Genomic DNA, 26379 nt, shown 5'->3' with positions numbered 1-26379 from the left:
TTAACTGGAAGTAATAACTTGTTTTAAACGCTTACCGAAATCGTATAAAGCTTTTATTTCTTTAATACTTGCCAAACGTTCTTTTCCAAAAATAAGTAGTGCGTTTCCGTTAGATTCCACATGATAATATGGATTACTTTCAAAGAAATGCGTGACATCGTCATTAAAAAATTTAGCAATACCTACTTCATTTTCACCTAGCAAATAGAAACGTTTAGAAAAATCGTCATGATTTTCAATAGGAATATCTTTAAATCCTGCAAAAGCAGAAACTTTTTCTAGAAACCCTTCTTTATCTAAAGTGAATTCTGGAATAGCAAATTGTAAATCGATATGAAGCATGGTTTTACGAACCTTTTCTTTAGTAATAAACTCGCCTTCTGAAAACTCAATGTCAAACAGTGTGATTGCATTATTTTTTTCTGATAACTTATTGTAAATGTGATTAATGTGCTTGGTTCCAAAAAATGAAAAAGTATTTAGAAAAGTGACCTCTTTTTTCTTTTTAGGACTGTATTTTAAAATGTAATTTTCAGCTAAACTCTCCATATTTGTTTGGCGCCTTGTTAAGCTGTTTTTAATAATTTTTGGAACAGGAAGTAAGCGTCTAGAAGCAAAAGGATGTTTGGTTTCTGTATCATGCATATCGAGTCCAACCACATCAAAATGACCACCACGTTTAGCAAATAATTCTTGGTAGCTATGGATGTTTTCTAAAACGGTGTCATCAACAAAGTTACACAATGAAAAATCTACAATAACATCTTTATTTTCTGGAATAGCATCTAAATGCTTTTTTAATCTGAAATAGTTTATAAAGCTGCAAAAGTGTTTGACACTCACATAATAATTATTTTTATTACCCTGTTCTTTGAACATTAAAACATTAGGTTTTATTAGATTTCTGAAAAATAAACCATAACCAAAGCTTCTATTGATAATAATATGAATAATAAAAGCGGCTAAAACACCTGCAATAATACCTGTAATTAATCCTATTTTTAAGGTTACAATTAATGTTATAAAAAAGATGATAAGCTGCTCCTTACCAATAGAAAACATTTTAGTAATAATTTTTGGAGAGGCTAATTTATAGCCTGTATAAACTAAAATAGCCATTAAAGCAGGAAGCGGAATACGGGTAAGTTGCGTGCTAAAAAACACAATAAAAAACACCAAAAATAAAGCATGAAAAAAGTTTGAAGACCGATTGCTTCCGCCTTGATTTACATTAACCGAGCTACGCGCAATTACGGTAACTACATTTAACCCCCCTAACAAACCACTACCAACGGTTGCTAAACCAAGCGCTTTTAAATCTCTGTTTACATTAGAGCGTCGTTTTTCTGGGTCTAATTTATCAACAGCTTTAATACTTAATAATGATTCTATACTTGAAATTAGTGTTAAAGCTAAAACACTTCCCCAAAAGGAAAAACTCCAAATACCACTAAAGTTAGGTTTTGGTAAATCTGCAATAATTTCTTGAATGGTTGGAATACCAGAAATCATATATTCTGGTGAAATAGGGTTAGGTTCGTGTAATCCTATTTCAAAATAGTAACTAAAGCCTATGGATAATATCACAATCCACATAGGTGCTGGGATAAGCTGTAAATATTTGTTTCTAATTTTTGAATAGAAAAGCATAATAGTTAAACTCAAAATGCCAGCTAATGCGGCAAAAATTAAACCTTTGTTTTCGTAATGAACCGCATCATTTATGGTATATGGAATTTCTAAAAGGTAGTCAATTGTATCTGCTCTTTTAATTTTATGAGCAAGCATAATATGAAACTGTTTTCCTAAAATAATTAAACCAATGGCGGCTAGCATACCTTGTATCGCTGAAGACGGGAAAAAATCAGCGAGTGCGCCCATTCTAAAAAAACCAAGTAGTAGAAGTAAAACCCCTGAACAGACAATGGCTATGTAAGCATTCTGTAATCCTAAAGTGGTTATTGCTACTAAAAGTACGCCAACTAATCCGTTTCCGGGTCCTACAATAGTTACATGGCTTCCGCCTAAAATAGAAACCATAATACCACCAACAATAGCGGCAATAATACCTGCAATTGGTGGCGCATCACTTGCCATAGCAAGTCCTAAACCTAGAGGTAATGCAATAAGACTCACCACAAAACCCGAAAAAATATTTTTAGGTAAGACTTTAAAAAAGGCTTTTATATTATTTTTTTTCGGACTCATTGAAGGATTAACACATCGGTTGGTAATTCGGTTAAAATATGTTCTATATCATGCGGAAATAATCTATCCCAAAAAGTCATTTTTGATGGACCATTCATAATTAATAAATCGGCGCGAGAAATTTGTGCATAATGCCCAATGGAATATCCCCGTTTTCCAAAAATAGGCTGCAATTTAATCGTTTTATTTTCAGTGAATGCTTTAGGAATATGGCTAATAATTTCTTTAACTCTTGAGTTTTCTCTTAGTTTAATACGCTCTTTTACAATATTAGCGCGTCTAAGCGATTTATCATCATCAACTTTTACATGAATTTCATCTTGCTCAATTTCTTCTACAATAGTTATTTTTGAAGATTTAAGTTGTTTGGCAACATAAAAAGCCGAGGTTATGGTCTGTTCTGTTTTAGGGTCTTTCAAGCCGTTAACAACAATATGTTGGCAGGGTAAACGTTCAACAGAGGGTTTTATTAATAATAAAATAGAGCATTTTGCTCGTCGTGTAATTTTTCTAGCAATAGAACCCACATAATATTTTAGAATGCGTTCTCGCCTTACAGCTCCAAGAATAAGTAAGTCTATTTTTTTGTCTTCTGAAATAGATAAAATAACATTAACAGGATCACCAGTTTTAAAAACAACCTCAAAATCTAAATTATCTTTTTCAAAACTTTTAAGAATGATACTTAGCATATTAGTTTTCTCTTCTGATGGGTCGCCAACATGAATTAAAAATAATTTAGCTTCAAAAAAAACAGATAACCTTGCCGCCTCAAAGAGGTTAGCTTTTAAGTTTGGGGAATATGCCACCCCAATTCCAATACTTTTAAAAGGTTTTAAAGACACAGGTTTTACTATATTTTTTTAGTCAAAGTTGAAAGATAACATTTTTTAAAAATAATAAACCGTACGTTTTAACTAAATTAGTGTTTTTTAAAAAGCGAAAGTTGTTATGATTGAGTTAGCAGGAATTATTATTTTAGGAATATTAGCCCAATGGGTAGCATGGAAGTTTAAAATCCCAGCTATTTTACCTTTAATTTTAATTGGTCTTTTAGTTGGTCCAATTGCTGCGGCATATTTAAGTGAAGATGGTACCAAATGGATTGAACCGATTTGGAACGGTAAAAATGGACTATTTCCGGGTGAAGGCTTGTACTATTTTGTGTCTTTAGCTATTAGTGTTATACTTTTTGAAGGTGGCTTAACTTTAAAACGGGCTGAAATAAAAAATGTAGGTCCTGTGATTACTAAGTTAATTACACTTGGTTCTGCGGTTACTTTTTTTGGTGCGGGGGTGTTAGCGCATTATATTTTTGGATTAAGTTGGCGATTATCATTTTTATTTTCAGGACTTATAATAGTTACGGGACCTACAGTAATTACTCCTATTCTTAGAAATATTCCACTTAAAAAAGATATTTCAACCGTTTTAAAATGGGAAGGAATCTTAATAGATCCTATAGGGGCTTTAGTAGCCGTATTGGTTTTCGAGTTTATTAGTGTTGAAGGCGATAGCGGTTTTACAAAAACAGCATTAATTGAGTTTGGAAAAATTATTCTTTTCGGAACTACATTTGGGTTCACCTTCGCACATGCATTGGCTTTTGCAATCAATAAAAAATTGATTCCACATTACTTATTAAATGTGGTCTCTTTATCAACCGTTTTATTAGTTTTTGTGGAGTCTGAAATTTTTGCACATGAATCGGGTTTACTAGCTGTTGTGGTTATGGGCATGGTTTTAGGAAATGGCAAACTTCAAAATATAAAAGAGCTATTATACTTTAAAGAATCACTTAGTGTATTACTTATTTCTATATTATTTATTCTCTTAGCAGCCAATATAAATATTGAAGATATGTTGTTGCTTTACACCTGGAAAACAGCAGTACTTTTTGCAGCAGTTGTATTTTTAATAAGGCCAGTAGCTGTTTTTTTAAGTACTATGGGCTCTAAACTAAAAACTAATGAAAAAGTATTTATTAGTTGGGTTGGTCCTAGAGGTATCGTTGCGGCAGGGATAGCCTCGCTTTTTGGAAGTAAACTTTTAAAACAAGGTGTTGAAGGTGCAGAATATATCACACCGCTTGTGTTTATGATTGTGCTAGGAACGGTTTTATTAAATGCCACTACGGCTCGTTTATTTGCAAAAGTAGTTGGTGTATTTCTTAAAAAATCTGAGGGGATCTTAATTGTTGGTGCTTCAAAGATCTCCAGATTGTTAGGGCACTACCTAGAAGCTAACGGACGACATGTTGTACTAATTGATAGCAACGAAGGCAACATCGAAAAAGCCAAAGAACTAGGTTTAGAAGCTATAAGTACCAATATTTATTCTGAAACATTAACAGATAATATTGAGCTAAATGATGTAGGGTATTTAATGGCGTTAACAGGAAACTCAGATATTAATAAGTATGCTATTAAAAAGTTTGGTGAGCAATTTGGAGAAAACGGATCTTTTAGATTAGTGACTAACGAGGAAATGCTAGATGAGACCAATAACCCAAAAGAGGGCTTGTTTTCTCATAAAGATGATTTTAACAGACTGTCTGAATTAACAAGGAAGCATCCATCAATTCAAGAAATTGATTTAGAAGATAAGACACATTATGAGGAGTTAATTACCATTTCGAATCACGATGAAGATATCATTCCTTTATTTGTAAAAGATAGTGAAGGTGAGCTTCATATTATATCGTCTTATAATTTAGAAGTTAAAAATATTGAGGAAGGCTGCCAACTTGTTTATTTGGGAAAACCTTTTGATGTTGACAATGTGCCGACTGTTGAGACTAAGGGTTCTAATGAAGAATAGAAGTTATCGTTTTATGAGACGAATTATGGAGTTTTATTTATTTTTTCATAAACTGAACAGTAGTAAAAAGTTTAATTAGATTAAAAAGCCTCACTTTTTTAAAATGAGGCTTTAATAATTTAATATTTATTTATTTTTTAAGCCATAATATGAAGTTCTGTAAACTCTTTAGTGAGTACTAAAGTATTATCGCCATTAAGTTTAAGATCTTTAAACGGTATAATAACATTATCAATTTCAACTTTAGAAATTTTAAAGGGTAAACCATGTAGGTTTAGCTTGAACGTTTTATAAGTGGTTATAAACTTACCAGATTTGTGTTGCTGAATAATCAACTCCTTTTTCTTTCCAAGTAGCTTAAAAGTTCTTAAACTATATCTGCCTTTAATATAGTCATAACCATCTGTAGCGTCTTCGTAAACTTCAGAGATTTCTTTACCTTCTTTATAATAAACGTCAAGTAATAACTCATCAATAGTTTTTTCCCCTACATATTGTTGAATAGGATATTTAGGGATAATAGCACCTTCTTTAACAAAAATGGGCATACTATCTAAATCTGCATCAACCCACTGTTCTGTGCCACCTTCAACAACCTCATCACTCCAGAAATTATACCATTTACCAATCGGGATATACATCCGTCTTCCTTTTTGGTTTGGCCCTGTTATGGGGCAAGCTAGTATTTTTTCGCCAAAAACAAACTCATCATTTCTGTAATGTGTTTGTGGATCGTGTTGATCGTATAGCACAAGCGATTTTAAGATTGGCACCCCTTCTTCAGCATATCTCCAAAATGCTGTATATAGGTAAGGTAGTAATTGATATCTTATTTCAATAAACTTTCTAACAACATCTGTAATGGTTGTGCCAAAAGCCCAAGGTTCTTGATCGCCGTGATCTCCAGAAGAGTGTGTTCTGCAAAAAGGGTGGAAAATACCTAACTGAATCCAACGTGCATATAATTCTCCATTTGGTTGTTCAGCAAATCCTCCAATATCAGATCCTATAAATGAGAATCCAGACATACACATACGCTGTGCTTGAAGGTTTGCTATGTTTAAATGGTCCCAGGTTGCAACATTATCTCCGGTCCAACTTGATGTATAACGTTGTGTCCCAGAATAAGCAGCTCTTGTAATTACAAAAGGTCTTTTTGGGTAAGAGAATTTTTTTAAACCTTGGTATGTAGCACGGGCCATTTGCATGCCGTAAATGTTATGCGCTTTTCTGTGGCTACATTGATTCCCATCGTAATCGTGTCTTACATCGTCAGGAAAGGTTTTTCCAGGAACGTCCATTACTGCTGGTTCGTTCATATCGTTCCAAACACCTTTAACACCAATATCTTCAACAAGTTCTTGAAATAAATTAGACCACCATTCTCTAACTTCTGGATTAGTGAAATCTGGGAAGTAACACTCACCAGGCCAAACTTTACCTTTCATATAAGGACCATCTGCACGTTTACAGAAGTAATCTTTTTCAAGCCCTTCTTTAAACACAGAATAATCCATATCTATTTTAATTCCTGGATCAATAATTACAATGGTTTTAAAGCCATCATCAGCTAATTCCTTAACCATTCGTTTTGGGTCTGGAAAATGATCTTTACTCCATGTAAAGCACCTAAACCCTTCCATATAATCAATGTCTAAATAAATAGCATCACAAGGAATTTGTAACTCTCTAAACTTAGAGGTGACTTCTTTAACGTTTGATTCTGGATAGTAACTCCATTTACATTGGTGATAGCCCAAGGTCCATAGTGCTGGTAATTCATGGGGCTTACCAGTTAAATCGGTGTAGTTTATTACCACATCAGACATTTCGGGGCCATAAATAAAATAGTAATTCATTTCACCACCTTGTGCCCAAAAACTTGTAATATTTCTTCGTTCGTGGCAAAAATCAAAAAATGAACGAAAGGTGTTATCAAAAAATATACCGTAAGATTTTTTGTTATGTAATGCAGTGTAAAATGGAATGGTTTTGTAAATAGGGTCTGAATCTCTGCCGTAAGCATAAGAGTCTGTTACCCAATTTTCAAAACGTTTTCCTTTAAGATTGTTATCAACAGGCTTATCTCCTAAACCATAAAAACTTTCACCAGGTTGAGATGTTTTAGACATTTTTACAACATTACCACCATACTGATAACTTTCTTCCCAATGGAAACCAAGTTCATCTTCGCAAATTAAAGATTTATCTATAGCATCATAAATAGATGCACGTAAGTCTAGTTTTGAAATATGACAAATAAGTTTTGATGTAGTAATAATATAATCATCTTCATCTTCAGTAACTTCAAGATGATTGTATCCTCTACTTGCATATTTGGTAATGGCATAAGAGAAATCATTTTCAAAAATACCAGTTGTTGTAAATCTAAATCGAAGAATACTATCTCTTCTTACTGTAACTTCCAATACCACACCGTTAGCGGTTGTAAAAGAGAGCACATTTAGGTTTTTTTCGTATGAAATTATTTTTGATGGGAAAAGATTTCCTTTATATTCTAATTCTGTATTTAAGATCATAAAATGACGTATCAAAATTAATTGACGAAATTACTAAATTTTTAAACGTCTGTTATGTTGATTTTTATTAAAAAAACGTATAAAAAATTACATTAAATATAAAGAATTAGTTTATTAATTATAAAAAATCTAACGTATTGAGAATCGTCAGTATTTTAGTGTCTTAATTGACATTTATTTTACTAGAAAAAAGTATTTTTTCTATTCAAAATGTGGAACACTTTTAAATTGTAAATACGGGTTTTTAAAACGAAGTTTTTTCATAATTTATAAGGGATTAAATATTGACTTTTTGAATAGAGTCAATATTTAATCCCTTATAGAGTGCCTAAAATAATAGACTAAGATTTTATTGAAAAAATCGTTACTGCTAAAGGTGGTAAGGTGATTTCAGCTGAATAATCTTTACCGTTCCAAGATTCTTTTTTAATGGTGGTTTGTTTTTTATTTTCAATACCACTTCCTCCAAATGCTTCAGCATCACTATTAAAAATTTCAACTAATTTTCCTTTTGCTGTAACACCTATTTTGTAACTCTTCCTAACTGCAGGTGTTAAATTACAGACAACAACAACGTTTTCTTTTTCTTTGTAACCTTTTCTTATATATGAAATGACACAGTTCTCGTGGTCGTCATAACTAATCCACTCAAAACCTTCCGCACTAAACCCTTTTTCATAAAGTGCAGGTGTGTTTTTATAAATAGCATTAAGCGATTTATAATAGTTCTGCATATCTTTATGAGGCTTAAACTCTAATAAGTTCCAGTCTAAACTTTCTTGGAAGTCCCACTCGTTATATTGTCCAAACTCACTACCCATAAATAATAGTTTTGTTCCTGGATGTGTAAACATATAACCATATAATAAACGAAGATTAGCAAAACGTTGCCATTCATCACCTGGCATTCTTCCTAAAATAGAATTTTTACCATAAACAACTTCATCATGGGATAGTGGTAACATAAAATTTTCAGTAAATGCATAAGCTAAACTGAATGTGATTTCATTTTGATGGTGTTTTCTATATATGGGGTCTTTACCAAAATACTCTAAAGTATCATGCATCCAACCCATCATCCATTTCATTCCAAATCCTAAGCCACCAACAAATGTTGGTTTAGAAACCATAGGGAATGCTGTAGATTCTTCAGCAATAGTTTGTACATCTGGGAAAGAGGCATAAATTTCTTCATTTAATTCTTTCAAGAAGCTTATTACTGCAAGATTTTCTCTACCACCGTACATATTTGGTTCCCATTCTCCATCTTCTCTTGAATAATCCAAGAATAACATAGAGGCAACTGCATCAACACGTAAACCATCGGCGTGGTATTGATCCATCCAAAATGCAGCGTTACTTATTAAGAACGAGCGTACTTCATTACGTTCATAATTAAAAATTAAACTCTTCCAGTCTTGGTGATAGCCTTTACGTTTATCTGGATGTTCATATAAGTGTGAACCATCAAAGAAACCTAATCCGTGAGCATCTTCTGGGAAGTGCGATGGTACCCAGTCTAAAATAATTCCAACTCCAGCTTGATGTAATTTATCAACTAAATATTTAAATTCTTCTGGATAACCAAAACGTGATGTTGGTGCAAAATATCCGGTAACTTGATAACCCCAAGAAGGGTCGTAAGGAAATTCCATAATAGGCATGAGTTCAACGTGAGTAAAATTCATCTCTTTTACGTAAGTGACTAAATCATCAGCCAGTTCAAAGTAAGACAAAAAACGGTCTTCTTCAGCGTGTCTTTTCCAAGATCCTAAATGTACTTCATAAACAGAGTAAGGTGCGTCTATAGCATTATGTGCTTTACGCGTTTTCATCCAATCTTTATCCTTCCACTTATAATCATCATCCCAAACTATAGATGCTGTTTTGGGGTTATGTTCATAACGTCTTGCGTATGGATCTGCTTTTTCGGTTTTTATGTCGTTATTATGACTTTGTATTTTGTATTTGTATGCAGCGCCCTTTTCTATAAGTGGAATAAAGCCTTCCCAGATACCACTAGAATCCCAACGAACATTTAATTGATGTTCACCTTCCATCCAAAAATTAAAGTCGCCAATTACAGATACTTGTTTTGCTGTTGGCGCCCAAACCGCAAAATATACACCATCAATACCGTCTACGGTTGTAAGGTGAGAACCGAACTTCTCATAAAGTCTAAAATGTTTTCCAGCTTTAAAAAGGTTGATATCGAATTCTGTAAATAGACTGTGAACTTTTACTTGTGCCATTAGTTTGTTTATTTATTGTTATTTAGCGAATAGATGCTAAAATTATTTATTTATTTTAAAAATATGAAAAGGCATTGTTGGGTGAAGTTCTACAAAACACCATTCGCCTTTCCAGTTATAACGACTATCTGTAATCAAATCATGCATTTCAAGATTATGCCCATGATGTACACCTATATCGTTAAGAGGAACTTGTACTGTCCCTTGTTGTGAATTGTGATGGTCTAAACTGATAATAATAAACACCTCATTTGTTCTATCATCATTCCATTTGTAAAATGCTATCAAGTTATCGTTATTGATGTGGCAGAATTTAATGTTATTGGTTTGTTGAAGAGCTGGATTGTGATGTCTTATATAATTTATTTTTGCTATGATAGTTGTTAGCTTGTTCTGAATGTCCCAATTATAATGTGTAATTTGAAATTTTTCTGAATTTAAATACTCTTCTTTTCCTAGTAAAGAATTAGAAAGCATATATTCAAAAACAGGTCCATAAATACCGATACTAGAACTTAAAGTTGCTGCTAGCGCATACCTTTGAATATGTTTAGATTCGTTAGCACCTTGCAAATGATAGGGGTTAATATCTGGTGTGTTTGGCCAGAAATTAGGTTGCATATATTCACTTAGTTCACTTGTGGTTAGTTCTTCAACATATTCAATAATTTCATGCTTACTTTCACGCCAAGTGAAATAGGTATAAGACTGTGTGTAACCCTGTTTAGCTAGCTGTTGCATCACTTTTGGTGCTGTAAATGCTTCTGCTAAAAAAATAACATCTGGATGTTTTGCTTTTACTTCAGTAATAATCCAATTCCAGAAGTAAAATGGTTTGGTGTGCGGATTATCTACTCTAAAAATATTTATACCACAATCTATCCAATGGAATAAAATATCTAAACATTCATGCCATAGGTTTTTATAGTCTTCACTTTCCCAATAAATAGGGAGTATGTCTTGATATTTTTTTGGTGGATTTTCTGCATACTGCACGGTACCATCTGGTCGCCATTTAAACCAAGACGGATGGTCTTTAACCCAAGGGTGGTCTGGAGCTGCTTGTAGCGCATAATCCATGGCAATTTCAAGATTGTTTTCTTTAGCCCTTTGAATTAATGATTTAAAATCATCGAGAGAACCTAATTGTGGATGGATATCTTTGTGTCCGCCGTATTGAGAACCTACACCCCAGGTTGATCCAACATCACCTTCTTTTGCTTCAGTTGTATTATTTTTACCTTTTCGGTTTACTTCTCCAATAGGATGAATAGGCGGTAAATACACCACATCAAACCCCATATTTTTTATACGCGGTAATAAGCACTCACAATCTTTAAAGGTGCCATGAACACCTTGTTTTTCTGAAGCTGAGCGTGGGAAAAATTCATACCAAGTACTAAACCTTGCTTTTTTTCTATCCACATAAACCTGATATTCTTTAGATGTGTTTACTAGGATTTTTAAAGGATTTTTAAAGAAAACTTGATACAGTTTTTCAGTTGTTGCTTCTGTAATAGCTTCACCATAATCGTCTTCATTTTTGAATAAACGATGAAGACGCTCTAGATACGCTTTGTCTTCTTTTGAAACTTTATCAATTATCGCTTCAATATGTTCAGCGCCTTCAAGTAATTCTGAACCTACGTGTTGTCCATCATTAATTTTTCTAATTAAACCATAACGCCAGTTTAGGGCATAATCAACCCAAGCTTCAACTTTATAAGCATAAAATCCTTGTTGATCTACAGTAAAAGAAGCTTGCCACTCATCATTAGAAACTAAATGCATTCTAGCTTCTCTCCAAGCTCTTCCTTTTTCAGGTTTATATAGAATAGATGCGCCTAAAACATCATGACCATCAGCCATAATATGAGCATCTACATTAACAATTTCATTTACTACACGTTTTATATAAAACTCACCACAATTAACACTTGGTGAAACATGGTCAATTACAACTCTTTTTTGGTCTTGCATTTTGGTTGATTATATAAGAAGAATAAAAAGTTTAGGTAATTATTTAATGATTGTTCCTTTAGGAATTGTTGCTCCTTTTTTAACAACAACAATGCCTTGCCTAATCATATAGGTTTCAGTTTCAAAATCCTCTAAATGTTTACCTCCATTTATTCTAACATCGTCTCCAATTCGGCAATTTTTATCTAGAATGGCATTTTTTATAAAGCAACGCTCTCCAATACCCATAAGAATTGGAATATGTTTTCTGTCTATATCATCCAATGATTCATAAGAATCACTTCCCATCATATAGGTATTTATTACCGTAGATTCATTTCCTATTCTTGAACGAATACCAATAACTGACCTTTCAATTTTTGCAGCACTTACAATACACCCTTCAGCTAAAACAGATTTTTCAACCATAGTACCAGCTAATTTGGTAGTAGGTAACATTCTAGCTCTGGTATAAATACGTTTTTTCTTATCGTATAAGTCAAATTTAGGAATATCATCGGTTAACCCAATATTGGCCTCAAAGAAGGAATCAATATTTCCTATATCTGTCCAATAACCCTCGTATTGATAACTAACAGTTTTATGTTTTTCTATGGCTTGAGGTATAATTTCTTTACCAAAATCATTGGTATCTGGATCCTTCATTAAATCGGTTAACAGCTCTCTGTTAAAAACGTATATACCCATTGATGCTAAATAGTGTCTTCCTTCTCCTTTCATTTCATCACTTACATCAGAAGTCCAATCTGGTAATAAACTGGCGTCTGGTTTTTCTATAAATGAAGTGATTACATTTTTATCATCAGATTTTAGAATACCAAATTCAGTAGCGTCTTTAGCATTTACAGGAATAGTAGCAATAGATATTTTAGCGTTACTTTTCTCATGTTCATTAATTAAATGCTCATAATCCATTTGGTATAATTGGTCGCCAGAAAGGATTAAGAAATATTTAAAGTCGTGTCTTAAAAAATGATGCATACTTTGGCGAACAGCATCTGCAGTCCCTTGAAACCATGTTTTATTATTTATTGTTTGTTCTGCAGCTAATACATCAACAAAAGCAGAACTAAAAAAACTAAAATGATATGTATCTTTTATATGACGATTTAACGAGGCCGAATTAAATTGTGTTAATACAAACATACGCTTGATGTCTGCATTTATACAATTTGAGATTGGAATATCTACTAATCTGTATTTCCCTGCAATTGGAACTGCTGGTTTTGACCGCTCTTCTGTAAGCGGATAAAGTCTTGATCCTTGGCCTCCTCCTAATATTATGGCTAATACATTATTATTTATCATAACTAGATTTTTTAGTTTATTGTTTGGTTAATTATATTAATGATTTGTATAATTCTTCTACTTGTTTTGCAATGGCAATCCAATCGAAGTAATCTTCAACACGTTTTCTACCATTTTTAGCCATAGTTTCTCTTAATGACTTATCTAAAATTATCTTATTTACGCCATTGGCTAAATCTCTGGAAAACTTATCTGGGTCAATAGGTTCAAAAGGGGCTACTTTTTGTTGTTCTAGCGGAATCAATAAACCTGTTTCTCCATGTACAACAACTTCTTTTATACCGCCAACAGCACTTGCAACAACTGCTGTATTACAAGCCATAGCTTCAATATTTATAATTCCGAAAGGCTCATAAATTGATGGGCAACAAAACACATCGGCATGCGAGTATAGTTGAATGATTTCTTCTTTAGTCACCATTTTATCAATCCAAATTACATTATCACGCGTCTTTTTTACTTCGTTAACAGCTTCTTCCATTTCAATACCAATTTCTTTAGTATCTGGTGCGCCAGCGCAAAGTACAATTTGTGTGTCAGGGTCAATATATTTTATAGCATTTACTAAATGAATAATGCCTTTTTGTCTTGTAATTCTGCCAACAAAAAGCACATAAGGCTTTGTTTTGTCAACGTTATACTCATCTAGCGTGGAAGTCTCCGGTGTTGTTATGTACTGCTGAAGATCTATGCCGTTGTATATAACATGTATCTTGCTTTCATCAACATTAAAGTGTTTAATAACATCCTCTTTAGTTTCTTCAGATACTGCAATTAGGGCGTCTGCCATTTCTAAAGCCGTTTTTTCAACCCAAGAAGAAGCATCATAACCTCTGCCTAATTGCTCACGTTTCCAAGGGCGTAATGGCTCTAAGGAGTGTGTTGTTATCACTAAAGGTGTTCCGTAGCAAAGTTTTGCAACAATACCTGCAAAATGGGCATACCAAGTATGACAATGTACGACATCTGCATCAATTGGAGCTGCATTCATATCTATGCAGGCACTCAAGGTTTTAAAAACAGATTTTAATTTATCGTCAGAATCTTTAAAAATAGGTTTATCATCTGTGAATCCTTTAACTGTTAAATTTGGCAATTTATCATCTTGATCCCCAAAGCACCTTACGTCTATTTCCATTAGTTTGGCCAATTCGCCTGCTAAATATTCAACATGAACCCCTGCTCCACCATAAACATGTGGTGGAAATTCCTTAGTGTAAAAAAGTGCTTTCATAAATTTGTTTACTTATCATTTGATTGATAAAAATCTCCTCTTAAAAATGTTAATGTCAAAATCTTTTAAAAGATTTAACTAGACATAAATGTATTTTATCACACTTAGTTGTAAGACTAAAGTATGTTGGTTTATTAATTGTTAATAACTTTAATTAATTAAAAAAACTGAAATAAACGTGATAACATCAATAATAGTGTAGGGTAAAGCCTGATTTAGTTAGTTTGTCTGAATGATTTTTACTATGTTATAAACATACAAAAATTATTCTAAAAAAATTTAAAGTCGATTTATTTTTATTGAAAAAAAGGCTTTTTTCCAATTAAAGGAAATTATCAATAAAAAAAATAGAGAAAAGAACAACTTTGGTTTTAATCATTCAACCAAAAATGCAAAAACACCTAGTTGGTTATTTTAGGCTTCTATATAAAATAAGCATTTAGCAAGCATGTTGTTAAATTTCAATAAGCTAACAAATGGAAAGGGTGAGTTTATTTTTAATCATTTAATTTTAAAACGGCCATAAACGCTTGCTGAGGGATTTCTACATTTCCTACTTGACGCATACGTTTTTTACCTTTTTTCTGTTTTTCAAGAAGTTTTCGCTTTCGCGAAATATCACCCCCATAACATTTAGCAGTTACATCTTTACGAAGTGCTTTTATGGTTTCGCGAGAAATTATTTTGGCACCAATTGCGGCTTGAATTGGAATATCAAATTGCTGACGCGGAATTAATTCTTTAAGCTTCTCGCACATTTTTTTACCTATATGGTGTGCATTATCAGCATGAATTAAGGCTGAAAGTGCATCAACCGTTTGCGCATTTAATAAAATATCTAAACGCACTAGTTTTGATACTTTCATACCTATTGGAGAATAATCAAAAGATGCATAACCTTTTGAAACTGTTTTTAAACGATCATAAAAATCGAAAACAATTTCAGCTAAAGGCATTTCAAAAGTTAATTCAACACGCTCCGTAGTTAAATATGTCTGGTTGGTAATAATGCCACGTTTTTCTATACACAAACTCATGACATTACCAACAAAATCAGATTTTGTAATAATGGTTGCTTTAATATAAGGTTCTTCAACACGGTTTACGGTTGAAGGTTCTGGTAGGTCAGAAGGATTATTTACTATAAAAGCTTCTTCTGGATTTTTATTGGTGTAAGCATGATATGATACATTGGGTACAGTGGTGATAACCGTCATATCAAACTCCCGTTCTAAACGTTCTTGAATAATTTCCATATGAAGCATGCCTAAGAATCCACAACGGAAACCAAAGCCCAATGCTGCAGAACTTTCTGGAACAAACACTAACGAAGCATCGTTTAGTTGTAATTTTTCCATGGAGTTTCTTAGCTCTTCATAATCTTCAGTATCAACAGGGTAAATACCTGCAAAAACCATGGGTTTCACATCTTCAAAACCTTCAACAATATTGGTAGTAGGTTTTGCGAAATCTGTAATTGTATCACCTACTTTTACTTCTTTAGCTGTTTTTATACCTGTAATAAGATAGCCAACATCACCTGTTTTTACACTCTGTTTTGCAACTTGATTTAGTTTTAGCGTACCAACCTCATCAGCGTAATAATCCTTATCCGTAGCAACAAACTTTATGTGTTGTCCTTTTTTAATTTCACCATTAAAGACTCTAAAATAGGTTTCAATACCTCTAAAGGTGTTATAAACAGAATCAAAAATTAAGGCTTGCAATGGCGCATCTGGGTCTCCTTTGGGTGCTGGAATACGTTTTATAATGGCTTCTAAAATATTATCAACTCCAAAGCCTGTTTTTCCACTAGCATAAATCACTTCTTCAGGCTCACAACCCAGTAAATCTACAATGTCGTCGGTAACCTCTTCAGGATTAGCACTTGGTAAATCAACTTTGTTTAAAACAGGAATAATCTCTAAGTCGTTTTCTAAAGCCAAGTATAAATTAGAAATGGTTTGTGCTTGAATACTCTGTGCTGCATCAACAATTAATAAAGCACCTTCACATGCTGCAATAGATCGAGATACTTCATAAGAGAAATCCACATGACCTGGTGTATCAATTAGGTTTAAAATATATTTTTCCCCTTCAAACTCATAATCCATTTGGATGGCGTGAGATTTGATTGTGATACCGCGTTCGCGTTCTAAATCCATACTATCTAGTAACTGCGCTTGTTGTTCTCTAGCGGTTACTGATCCTGTTAAATCTAATAAACGGTCTGCAAGCGTACTTTTACCGTGATCAATATGTGCAATAATGCAAAAATTTCTAATGTTCTCCATAGTCAACAATCTTCATAAAAAAGATTCCGCAAAGATAGTTTAATTATTTTATGCTAAAAGGATGTGATTAATCGTATTTCAAGTGCTCTCTTAAAAATAATAACAATTAAATTATCAGTATATTTATTTAAAAAGTTAATTATGATTAAATCCAAAGAAGACTTTATCAATAAAATCCACTTGATTATTTCTGTTTTAATTGTTGTGCCAGTGTCTTTTGTTTATGGATTTAACCCCGATTCGCAATTCGATATTCATTTAAATACCATCGATGAGCATAGCTTTTTTAAAGCCATAATGGGTTTGTATTTAGGGTTTTCAATAGTGTGGATTTTAGGCATTTTTAAAGCGAATTATTTGAAGTTAGCTTTAATTACAAACCTCATTTTTATGCTAGGTTTAGGTTTTGGAAGGCTATTAAGTTTATGGATTGATGGTACACCCACTTTTGGGTATCTTTTCGGGACTTTTGCAGAATTATTTTTAGGGTTTTATAGTGTTTGGTTATTGAGTAAGTTTAATAAAAAACCTTAATTTTGCCACAAATAAAAAACGCTTGGTAAAAATAGACAATATAGAACTTCCTGATTTTCCGTTACTTTTAGCACCGATGGAAGATGTTAGCGACCCGCCATTTCGAGCCTTGTGTAAAGAGCAAGGTGCCGATGTAGTTTATACTGAGTTTGTATCTAGCGAGGGTTTAATCCGTAACGCTGCAAAGAGCGTTATGAAATTAGATATTTATGAAAAAGAGCGACCCGTAGGGATTCAAATATTTGGAGCAAATTTAGATAGTATGCTACAAACTATTGATATTGTTGAGAAATCTAAACCAGATATTATTGACATCAATTTTGGTTGTCCAGTAAAAAAAGTAGTGAGTAAAGGCGCAGGCGCAGGTATTCTAAAAGATATCTGTTTAATGGAACAACTCACTGCCGAAATGGTAAAACGTACCAACATCCCTATTACTGTAAAAACCCGTTTGGGTTGGGACCACGATTCTATAAGAATTGTTGAGGTAGCAGAACGTTTGCAAGATGTAGGTTGTAAAGCGATTGCTATCCATGGGCGTACCCGTGCGCAAATGTATAAAGGTGATGCGGATTGGAAACCTATAGCACAAGTAAAAAACAATCCCAGAATGCATATTCCTGTATTTGGAAATGGGGACATAACTAGTCCTGAGCGTGCTATGGAAATGCGTGATGAATACGGATTGGATGGCGCCATGATTGGTCGTGCTAGTATTGGAAACCCTTGGTTTTTTAAACAAGTAAAACACTTTTTTGAAACCGGTGAACACTTAGCACCCATTTCTTTAGAAGAACGTGTAGAAGCAGCGCGCAGACATTTACAAATGGCAATTGATTGGAAAGGTGAAATTCTAGGTGTTTTTGAAACTCGACGCCATTATACCAATTACTTTAAAGGGATTCCACACTTTAAGGAACATCGAATGAAAATGGTAACTTCTGACCAGTCAGAAGATGTATTTGCTGCTTTTGATGAGGTGTTAGAAAAATTTGCTGGGTATCAATTTACGGAGTAGTTTTAGAAACGAATTTATTAGTTTCTTAGAATACATATTTTTGTTTTTAAGAACGAAGATTCTTGGTTTTGTTTGTCCCCTTGAGGGGACTTTAGGGGTGTTTTTCAGATATCTTTAAACTGAATTTTTCTCCTTTTTATTTTGCCTTGATGCAAAACGAAATAAAAAATCAAATCGATTTATTAGGAAATTTCTACTTATCATTCGTTAACACATTATTTTTTTAGTTTGTTTTTCCAAGTAAGGATAAGCGCAAATAGATTTGGAGTTAGTGAAAAACTAAATTTTACGGATAAACCCGCGATAAGGATTGTAGCGGCATCCTTTTTTGTTTTTCTCAAAAAAGATATAGCGAAAAGCCTGACCGGATTTTTCTTCGGGGATCGTCCAAATAATTTATAAATTCTGAATTAAAGATTTTGTAATTCGCGCTGATGCAATTTTTGAAGCAATAACCCCTAAAACAGAAATGGTAATAAAAACAATAAAGAAGTTCTCTAATTTTATGGTTATGGGGTAGGCTAGTGTTGGGGTTATCATGACGAGGTTAAATACTTTTTGTAGCGCTGTGATGATGAGTGCGACGCCTAACCCAATGAGCCCGCCAAATACACTCATTAAACTGCCTTGGTAAAAAAATATTTTTCGGATGTCTTTTACAGTAGCACCAATGTTAAATAGGGTACTTAGGCTTCTTTTTTTATCGAGCATCATCATAATTAATGAGCCAATAACGTTGAAAAACGCTATGATGAGCACAAGTGTAAAGATGAGGTAGACGGCTAAATTTTCGGTGTTTAGCATTTTGTAAAGCGCATCGTTAAGTTGTGCTCTGTTTTTTAATATCACTTTATCGCCCAGAATGGCTTGAATGTTTGTTTTGGCTTGTGTTTCATCTACACCGCTTTTGAGTTTAAACTCTATTGATGTAATTTGGTTGGGTTGGTAATTAAGTAAATTCCTAGCTAAATCTATCGGTGCATAGACATAAGTGTCGTTTAGAGTTTCGTTAATATAAAACACGCCAACGTTTATAGCACTTATAGAATTAAATGCATTTTTTGTGGATGTTATTTGACCTTTTCCTGGTTTTGGAACATAAATATTTATGGGTTTTGTAAAATCTAAAACACCAAGGGATAAGCTATTGGAAATACCCCAACCTACAACCAATTGATTGGTTTTTTGTTCTATCCAATTCCCATAATCTAAAGTAGAATCGATGGCCACTACACTTTGAAACTTTTCGTCAACACCCTTTATAATAGCTAGTGTGTTTTTGTCTTCAGAGGCTAAAAACACACGTTCTTCTACAATTTTAGAATAGCTAGCAATAGCTTCTAAATTATTGAGTTTGTTGGTCTCATCTTCGGTTAGGATGAATGATTTTCCTATGGAAGTTTCGGCTTTTAAGTCGGGGTCTACCTGACTTGAAAACTGAAGTGTAAAATCTTTTAAACCTGCAAAACCAGAAAGTACAATAAATAAAGATGCAGAACCTAAAATAACACCAATAATAGCTATGTAAGTTATAAAGTTAATAGCATTGTTAGTGCTCTTTGAGCGTAAGTAACGTTTTGCTATGTATAGAGAAACATTCATAATTTATAATATTATGAAAATATAATGACAAAATGAATGTTCAAGCAGACCATTAAAAAACCAATAAATATTATCTGATTAAAAGCTCAATTAAAAAATTAAGATTTTTTTCTTTTTTCTAAAATTGTAGGGTCTTTTATTGGATTTTCTTTCCCTTTTAAAGACTTTTCTATTTGGTCGATATACTCTAAAGAATCATCAATAAAAAATTCTAAATTAGGCATACGGCGTAGTTGGTGTCTAGTACGTTGTGCTAATTCATGACGAATTGCTGGCGTGTTAGATTTAATGCCTTCCAGTAATTCTTTACCTTTATCATTAGGAAAAATACTTAAATAGACTCTTGCCACACCTAAATCTACAGTTACTTTTACTTTAGAAACAGATATTAATACACCTCGCATACCGCCCTGTGTAGCAGCGCCTTGAAGAACTTCAACTAAATCCTGCTGTAAAACGGTTCCTATTTTTTTTTGTCTTTGACTTTCCTCTATATTACTCATTGCTTAATACCTGTTAAAGGTTTAGGGCACAAAAATAACGGATATTTAAAGATTATGTTACTTTTAAAGTGATTTTCGTATTTTGATATGGAATTTAAGAGATTTCCGCCTTTGCGGAAATGAAATAATTAACTTTTTCAATGAATAAAATTGAACATATAGGAATAGCTGTAAAAAGTCTAAAAGATTCTAATGAATTGTTTTCCAAACTCTTTGGTGAACCGCATTATAAAACTGAAGAAGTAAAAAGTGAAGGTGTAAAAACTTCTTTTTTTAAAGTTGGCGATAATAAAATTGAACTCCTTGAGGCTACAAAAAAAGATAGTCCAATAGCAAAATTTGTAGATAAAAAAGGCGAAGGGATTCATCACATTGCTTTTGATGTTGATGATATTGAATCTGAAATTAAGCGACTTAAAAAAGAGGGTTTTAAGGTATTAAATGAAATACCAAAGCGGGGTGCCGATAATAAGTTGTTTGTTTTTTTACATCCAAAATCATCAAATGGTGTTTTAATTGAGTTATGTCAAGAGATCAAAGAATAATTTTCACAGGTTTAAATTTTTTAGTTTTAAGTGAAATAAATTAAAAAAGTAAGAACTTGCGTAATCACTATGTTCTCGTATTAAATATTTTAAACTTTCTTAAAAAGGAAATATTTTTTAAAATTTATTAGTGTTCGTTTCTTGCTAACAATTAAAATAAGTAGTAATATTGCACTCCAATTTCGGTCCTATAGCTCAGTTGGTTAGAGCACCTGACTCATAATCAGGGGGTCGAAGGTTCGAGCCCTTCTGGGCCCACGATAGCCTCCACAGATAGTGGGGGCTTTTTTTGTTAGAATTTACTGACTCAAAAAGACTAAGCTAAGTCTAGGTTTTTTGGAATAGATTTTATCTGATTAATTTCCTTTTTAAGTTGTTTTATCCACTTATCAACTCTTTCAAAAGTTAAGTCAGATTCATTATCTTCATCAATAGCTAATCCGTAAAAGTAATCTTCGTTAACCAAGGCTTTGGATTCGTCATAATCATAGTCTTTAGTTGGCCAGTGCCCAATTATATTCCCTCCATTATGCATGATTACTTTTGCTAAAACCCCAATTCCATCAACAAAATATTCGCTATATCCAATTTGATCGCCAAGACCAAATATAGCCACTGTTTTACCTGTAAAATCTATTTGAGTAAATTCGTCATAATAATCTTCCCAATCACTTTGAAGATCACCATCATACCATGTTGGTATTCCCAAAAGTATAAAATCTTCAGTATCCCAGTCTTTAGGTTTTAAATTATGCACTTCTGTTACACTAACTTCAAATGGATCTAATAAATTAATAATATAGGTGTCTACCACGTAATCTGTATTACCGGTATCGCTTCCAAAAATTAGTTTTATTTTCATAGATATAATTTACTGCAGAAATTTCAAGCAAATAAAAGCCTATTATTTATAATAAATCTTAATAAGTAAAATTATATTAAATTTATGGAATGGATAAACTTGTTTTAAATGTTTTTTAAACAAGACGAAACAGATTATAATAATTGATTTATATTATACCCTTTAAATTAACAATTCGAACACTTTTAAGATGAAAAACATTTTATATGCATCACTTTTTATTTTATGGTTTTCTCCCATAAAAAAGGTGAATTCTCAATATTTAGTTTCTTGCAATTACGTTGAAACGACACTATCTTTTATTCTTAGTACATCAACAGGTTTAAACTTGCCTTTTGATGTTGACATGTATAAAATGATTTACAATACTGTTGATGCTCATGGTAATCCTACGATTGCTTCTGGTGCTTTTTTAGTGCCAACCAATACTACCTGCTTGGATTTCCCAATGGCTGTATATCATCACGGTACGTCTTTGAAGAAAGTTGATGTCCCCTCTTATAACATACAGGAAACATTGATTGGAAAAGTGTTTTCAGCTGGCGGCTATTTTACATGTATGCCAGACTATGTTGGCATGGGAGAAAGCCCTGGATTACATCCCTATGTTCATGGAGAATCTGAAGCAACGGCTTCAATCGATATGATTAGAGCAGCAAGAGAGTTCATCTCAGACAGCTTAGGTATGATTGACAATGGTGAAGTATTTATTACTGGTTACTCGCAAGGAGGTCACGCTTGTATGGCTACTCATAAATACATTAACGATAATGGTTTATCAAATGAATTTGATATAATTGCTTCAGCGCCTTGTTCAGGACCTTATGTACTGTCCATTACAATGGCGGATAGTTTAACCTCACTTACCCCTTATTCAAACCCTGGATATATCGCTTATTTATTGGCTTCTTATGAGCATGTTTATGGCAACATATTTAACAGCTGGTCTGACATATTAAAATCTCCATACGACACTATTGTGCCTCCCTTTTTTGATGGTAATAATACCACATTAGGCATGGGACAATTAAATGGTTTGCTTCCTCAAGTTATGGACTCATTGATTATTGATAGTGTTCTAATGAATTTTATAAATGATTCAGTAAATAAGACTCACCCTCTATGGGTAGCTCTTTTGGACAACGATAATTACGATTGGACTCCTCAAGAGCCTGTCAATATGTATTATTGTACGGCAGACGAACAGGTGGCATATACCAATGCTTTAGTTGCAGATTCTGTAATGAACACTAATGGTGCTCCATATGTTCAATCGATTAATTCAGGTTCAGGCTTAAATCATAATGCATGTGTTTTCCCAGCGCTTACTACTGCATTAGATTGGTTCCAGTCGTTAAAAACGCCTTGTAGCGCAGCTTCAGTTGTGCAATTTGGTGAAAATCCTGTCAAAGCATACCCCAACCCTTTTAATAACGAAATTAAACTCGAGGTTTTTGAAAGTGGTCTGGTAAGTATTTATTCTATTGCTGGAAAATTGGTGTTTCAACAAAAAATAGACAAAACAAGTATTATCCAAACAGAAAACTGGTCTACAGGGTTATACTTGATACGGTTTGATGGGTTAAATAGTAGTTCTCGAACTGTAGTGTCCAAGTATTGATTTAGCTTACAAAAGCTAATAAAGTCTAATTAAAGTAAATTGTTTAATAAACGATCACAAACAAAATAGTTAGTCCCACTATATTAACTAATCTTCTTAAGAGAGCTTTCTAAGTAAAATAATAAAGACAAATTATTACTATATTAAGAACTCTAATTTTGATTATAAATTAAAATGGCACAAAAAGATTTTTTTGTAGATATACATTGTCATCCTACAATGAGGGTGTTTCATAACAATAAAGATGGAATAACTAATCTTTGGGATGAAAACGAAAATGCATTAATAAATAATTTTATAGGAAAAAAAATAGTCAAACTTTCTGATTTTATTTCAAAAGTTTCACAATCCAATTTTTACCATTGTGTAAACGGTAATGTCCGTGTTATTTTTGACTCCCTTTACCCAGTAGAAAGAGGGTTTATAAACTACAAGCCCATTCCTAAATTTCTACTAGGGGAAAAAAATGTTGAAGCTATTGTAGTTAACGTTTCAGGAATAAATAAAGGACAATACCATAAATATAAATCAAATGAAAATTATTATGAAGACTTAAATGAACAATACGATTTCCTTATAAACAACCAAGGACCTTCCCCTTGTGGAAAATACAATTATAAGGTTGTAAGAAACTTTGCTGAATTAAATAACTGGCTAGAAAAAGATCCAGGTAACATAGCAATAGTAGTCACCATTGAAGGAGCACATGTTCTAAATTGTGGAACCAATGAATCTCAACAATTAAATGACAAACAACTTGAAGAGTTGCTGTTAGACAATGTTAAAGCCTTAAAAAAACGAAAGTACCCACCCTTTTTCATGACCTTTGCTCATCATTTTTGGAATCAATTATGTGGTCATGCCACATCTCTTTCATCAGCCACTCGGGTTACTTGTGACCAAACAAAAGGACTTAATTTAGGGTTTACATCTGTCGGTAAAAAAGTAATAAGCGCTTTATTAAGTAAGGAAAATGGAAAGAGAATACTTATTGATACAAGACACATGAGTGTACAATCAAGAATGGAATACTATGATTTAATAGAAAAGCACAACATAAATAATCCAGCAGATATTATTCCTACAATATCTAGCCATACAGCAGTAAATGGATTCAATAGTTTTGCAGAATCCGTCAAAAGAAAAGACAACGCTCACAAAACAAAAAAGTCTACTTTTTATTCTTGGAGCATAAATATGTGTAAAGAAGAAATTACACACATACATCGTTATAAAGGATTAATAGGGATTATACTTGACAAGGGAAGGCATTGCGGAAAAGCCACTCAAGAAAAAATAAATGCCATTAAAAATCCAATTAAAAAAAAAGAAGCCTTTATCCAGCTAATTCTTGACACAATCTTTTTTTATGTTGAGTCTATTGGTGAAAAATCGGCCTGGGATATACTTACCTTAGGGACTGATTTTGATGGTGTAATTAATCATTTTGATTGCTATGAAAATATGTCAAAAATGCCGGTTTTAAAAGAAGATTTGACAGTGTATTTAAACATCAATAAGTATAGAAAAGATTTATGGTTTGACTTATCTCCAGAAGAAATTTTAGACAAAATATTCAGGTTAAACGCCATGAATTTCTTAATAAAAAATTTTAAAGATGATACGTTATGAAAAAACCTAAAATTCAATTTCCAAAAACAGGTTCTAGTAAAGAGCAACTTTTATCATCTTTAAAAAAATATCGTTCAAAAGACGTTGACTGGAGAAAAGGGAAAGCTTTTTGTTTGGTCTATTATCCGGGTGATGAAAAAGCTAAACTTATCAAAGAGATATACGATGAATTTTATGCTGAAAATGCGCTGAATCCAAGTGCTACACCAACGCTTTCTAGAATGGAATCTGAAGTAGTTTCTATGTGTGCCGATTTATTTAATGGAGATATTAATGTGAGGGGAAATATTACCTCAGGGGGAACAGAAAGTATTTTATTAGCTGTAAAAACAGCTAGAGATTGGGCAAAGCAGCATAAGCCCGACATAAAAAATCCAGAAGTAATTATTCCGTCATCTGCTCACCCTGCCTTTATTAAAGCATTCAAGTATTTTAAACTTGATTTTATTGTTGTCCCGGTTAAAGACTATAGAGCTGATGTAAAAGCAATGGAGAAGGCAATTTCAAAAAACACGATTTTACTTATTGGGTCTGCTCCATCATACCCCCATGGGTTGGTAGATCCAATTCCTGAAATAGCAGCCTTAGCAAAAAAGAACAATTTATTATGTCATGTAGACTCCTGTATTGGAGGGTTCATTTTGCCTTTTGTTAAAAAGTTGGGGTATCCATTGGTTGATTTTGATTTTAAAGCTGATGGGGTAACTTCTATTTCTGCAGACATGCATAAATATGGTTATTCACCAAAAGGCGCATCAATAGTACTATACAAAAATTCAAGTTTAAGAAAGTTTCAATTTTCTGTTTACACCAAATGGAGTGGTGGAGTATACGGCTCTCCAACTATTTTAGGGACAAGACCTGGAGGCTGTATTGCTGGAGCATGGGCAGCATTAAAAGGAATTGGTGAAAATGGGTATTTAGACATGGCCAAACACACAATGAATGCAACAAAACAAATGATAGCGGGGATTGATGAAATTAAAGATTTACAGCTAATAGATCAGCCAGATATGAGTATTGTATCTTTTCAATCTTCCACAATTAATGTTTATCAATTGGCAGACATTTTAAATAAAAAAGGATGGCACTTTGAACGTCAGCAGTTGCCTCCAAGTTTACATTTTACCATTAATTACATTCATAAAGACATTATTGATACTTTTTTAGAGGATTTAAAAGCATCTATAAAAGAGGTCAAAAAATTCAAGCTCAGCAAAATAAGTGACAAGCTTCAAATTGGCTTAGTTAAAGGGGTTAAAAACATTCTTCCAGAAGGCTCAATATCGAAGTTCCAAAAATCGCAATCTAGTTCTAATGACATATATAAAGAGAACACATCGCCAATGTATGGGATGATGAATGTTCTTGCTGGAAGCGATGAGTTAGACGATATTGTTCTTGATTTCTTAGATAAAATCAATAG

18 protein-coding genes and 1 tRNA gene are annotated in these 26379 nt (G+C 33.0%); 8 read left to right on the top strand and 11 right to left on the bottom strand.

Annotated features, from left to right (window positions below; all coding sequences use genetic code 11):
- Positions 1 to 2208 carry a SulP family inorganic anion transporter gene (locus P8K68_RS09985; RefSeq protein WP_300250324.1) on the bottom strand — a complete coding sequence of 736 codons (2208 nt, stop codon included), beginning with the start codon at positions 2206 to 2208 and terminating at the stop codon, positions 1 to 3.
- Positions 2205 to 3053: a universal stress protein gene (locus tag P8K68_RS09980; RefSeq protein ID WP_300250322.1), complete on the bottom strand. Its 849-nt coding sequence runs from the start codon at positions 3051 to 3053 to the stop codon at positions 2205 to 2207. The genes P8K68_RS09985 and P8K68_RS09980 overlap by 4 nt, the downstream gene beginning before the upstream one ends.
- Positions 3054 to 3159: 106 nt before the next feature.
- Here P8K68_RS09980 and P8K68_RS09975 point away from each other — a divergent pair, with 106 nt between their 5' ends.
- Positions 3160 to 5028 carry a sodium:proton antiporter gene (locus tag P8K68_RS09975; protein WP_300250320.1) on the top strand — a complete coding sequence of 623 codons (1869 nt, stop codon included), beginning with the start codon at positions 3160 to 3162 and terminating at the stop codon, positions 5026 to 5028.
- Positions 5029 to 5165: 137 nt separating this feature from the next.
- Here the strand turns inward: P8K68_RS09975 and P8K68_RS09970 are convergent, their stop codons facing one another.
- The 6 genes from P8K68_RS09970 to lepA form a co-directional block, all read right to left on the bottom strand.
- Complete coding sequence (locus P8K68_RS09970; protein ID WP_300250317.1) at positions 5166 to 7568, bottom strand: glycoside hydrolase family 31 protein; 2403 nt, start codon at positions 7566 to 7568, stop codon at positions 5166 to 5168.
- Positions 7569 to 7909: 341 nt separating this feature from the next.
- Positions 7910 to 9820 carry a 1,4-alpha-glucan branching protein GlgB gene (glgB, locus tag P8K68_RS09965; RefSeq protein WP_300250314.1) on the bottom strand — a complete coding sequence of 637 codons (1911 nt, stop codon included), beginning with the start codon at positions 9818 to 9820 and terminating at the stop codon, positions 7910 to 7912.
- Between the two features lie 42 nt (positions 9821 to 9862).
- Positions 9863 to 11800: an alpha-1,4-glucan--maltose-1-phosphate maltosyltransferase gene (locus tag P8K68_RS09960; protein ID WP_300250311.1), complete on the bottom strand. Its 1938-nt coding sequence runs from the start codon at positions 11798 to 11800 to the stop codon at positions 9863 to 9865.
- Positions 11801 to 11839: 39 nt separating this feature from the next.
- Positions 11840 to 13108 (bottom strand): glucose-1-phosphate adenylyltransferase, encoded by a 1269-nt coding sequence (locus P8K68_RS09955; RefSeq protein ID WP_300250308.1) that lies wholly within the window; start codon positions 13106 to 13108, stop codon positions 11840 to 11842.
- 31 nt (positions 13109 to 13139) lie between these two features.
- Positions 13140 to 14342 carry a glycogen synthase gene (glgA, locus tag P8K68_RS09950; RefSeq protein ID WP_300250306.1) on the bottom strand — a complete coding sequence of 401 codons (1203 nt, stop codon included), beginning with the start codon at positions 14340 to 14342 and terminating at the stop codon, positions 13140 to 13142.
- Positions 14343 to 14839: 497 nt separating this feature from the next.
- Positions 14840 to 16636 (bottom strand): translation elongation factor 4, encoded by a 1797-nt coding sequence (gene lepA, locus P8K68_RS09945; RefSeq protein ID WP_300250303.1) that lies wholly within the window; start codon positions 16634 to 16636, stop codon positions 14840 to 14842.
- A gap of 141 nt (positions 16637 to 16777) precedes the next feature.
- On the opposite strand from lepA, the gene P8K68_RS09940 reads away from it, so the two are divergent.
- Positions 16778 to 17170, top strand: a complete 393-nt coding sequence (locus P8K68_RS09940; RefSeq protein WP_300250300.1) for a DUF4345 domain-containing protein — start codon at positions 16778 to 16780, stop codon at positions 17168 to 17170.
- A gap of 22 nt (positions 17171 to 17192) precedes the next feature.
- Positions 17193 to 18188, top strand: a complete 996-nt coding sequence (gene dusB, locus P8K68_RS09935; RefSeq protein ID WP_300250297.1) for a tRNA dihydrouridine synthase DusB — start codon at positions 17193 to 17195, stop codon at positions 18186 to 18188.
- 396 nt (positions 18189 to 18584) lie between these two features.
- Here dusB and P8K68_RS09930 read toward each other — a convergent pair whose 3' ends face one another.
- The gene (locus P8K68_RS09930; RefSeq protein ID WP_300250294.1) at positions 18585 to 19790 is read right to left on the bottom strand and encodes an FtsX-like permease family protein; all 1206 of its coding nucleotides are present in this window, start codon (positions 19788 to 19790) and stop codon (positions 18585 to 18587) included.
- A gap of 98 nt (positions 19791 to 19888) precedes the next feature.
- Positions 19889 to 20293: a 30S ribosome-binding factor RbfA gene (rbfA, locus tag P8K68_RS09925; protein WP_300250291.1), complete on the bottom strand. Its 405-nt coding sequence runs from the start codon at positions 20291 to 20293 to the stop codon at positions 19889 to 19891.
- 140 nt (positions 20294 to 20433) lie between these two features.
- Between rbfA and mce the strand changes: the two genes are divergently transcribed.
- Together mce and P8K68_RS09915 are read left to right on the top strand one after the other, a co-directional pair.
- A complete protein-coding gene (gene mce / locus P8K68_RS09920) occupies positions 20434 to 20838 on the top strand; it encodes a methylmalonyl-CoA epimerase (RefSeq protein WP_300250289.1) in 405 nt (134 codons plus the stop codon).
- 184 nt (positions 20839 to 21022) lie between these two features.
- Positions 21023 to 21096 (top strand) — tRNA-Ile (locus tag P8K68_RS09915).
- Positions 21097 to 21154: 58 nt separating this feature from the next.
- Here the strand turns inward: P8K68_RS09915 and P8K68_RS09910 are convergent.
- Entirely contained in the window at positions 21155 to 21700 is a 546-nt protein-coding gene (locus P8K68_RS09910; protein WP_300250284.1) for a flavodoxin, read from the bottom strand.
- A gap of 190 nt (positions 21701 to 21890) precedes the next feature.
- Here P8K68_RS09910 and P8K68_RS09905 point away from each other — a divergent pair, with 190 nt between their 5' ends.
- The 3 genes from P8K68_RS09905 to P8K68_RS09895 all read left to right on the top strand — a co-directional run.
- Complete coding sequence (locus P8K68_RS09905; RefSeq protein WP_300250281.1) at positions 21891 to 23321, top strand: T9SS type A sorting domain-containing protein; 1431 nt, start codon at positions 21891 to 21893, stop codon at positions 23319 to 23321.
- A 174-nt stretch (positions 23322 to 23495) separates the two neighbouring features.
- On the top strand, positions 23496 to 24953 hold the full coding sequence (locus tag P8K68_RS09900) for a membrane dipeptidase (protein WP_300250277.1): 1458 nt from the start codon (positions 23496 to 23498) through the stop codon (positions 24951 to 24953).
- On the top strand, positions 24950 to 26379 hold a 1430-nt coding region (locus P8K68_RS09895; RefSeq protein ID WP_300250275.1), incomplete at its 3' end, for an aspartate aminotransferase family protein. The genes P8K68_RS09900 and P8K68_RS09895, both read left to right, overlap by 4 nt.

This window comes from Algibacter sp. (genome assembly GCF_029245835.1).
Lineage (GTDB): Bacteria > Bacteroidota > Bacteroidia > Flavobacteriales > Flavobacteriaceae > Algibacter_B.
Note: the sequence above shows the minus strand (reverse complement) of the source record. Positions and strands in the feature narration are given on the sequence as shown.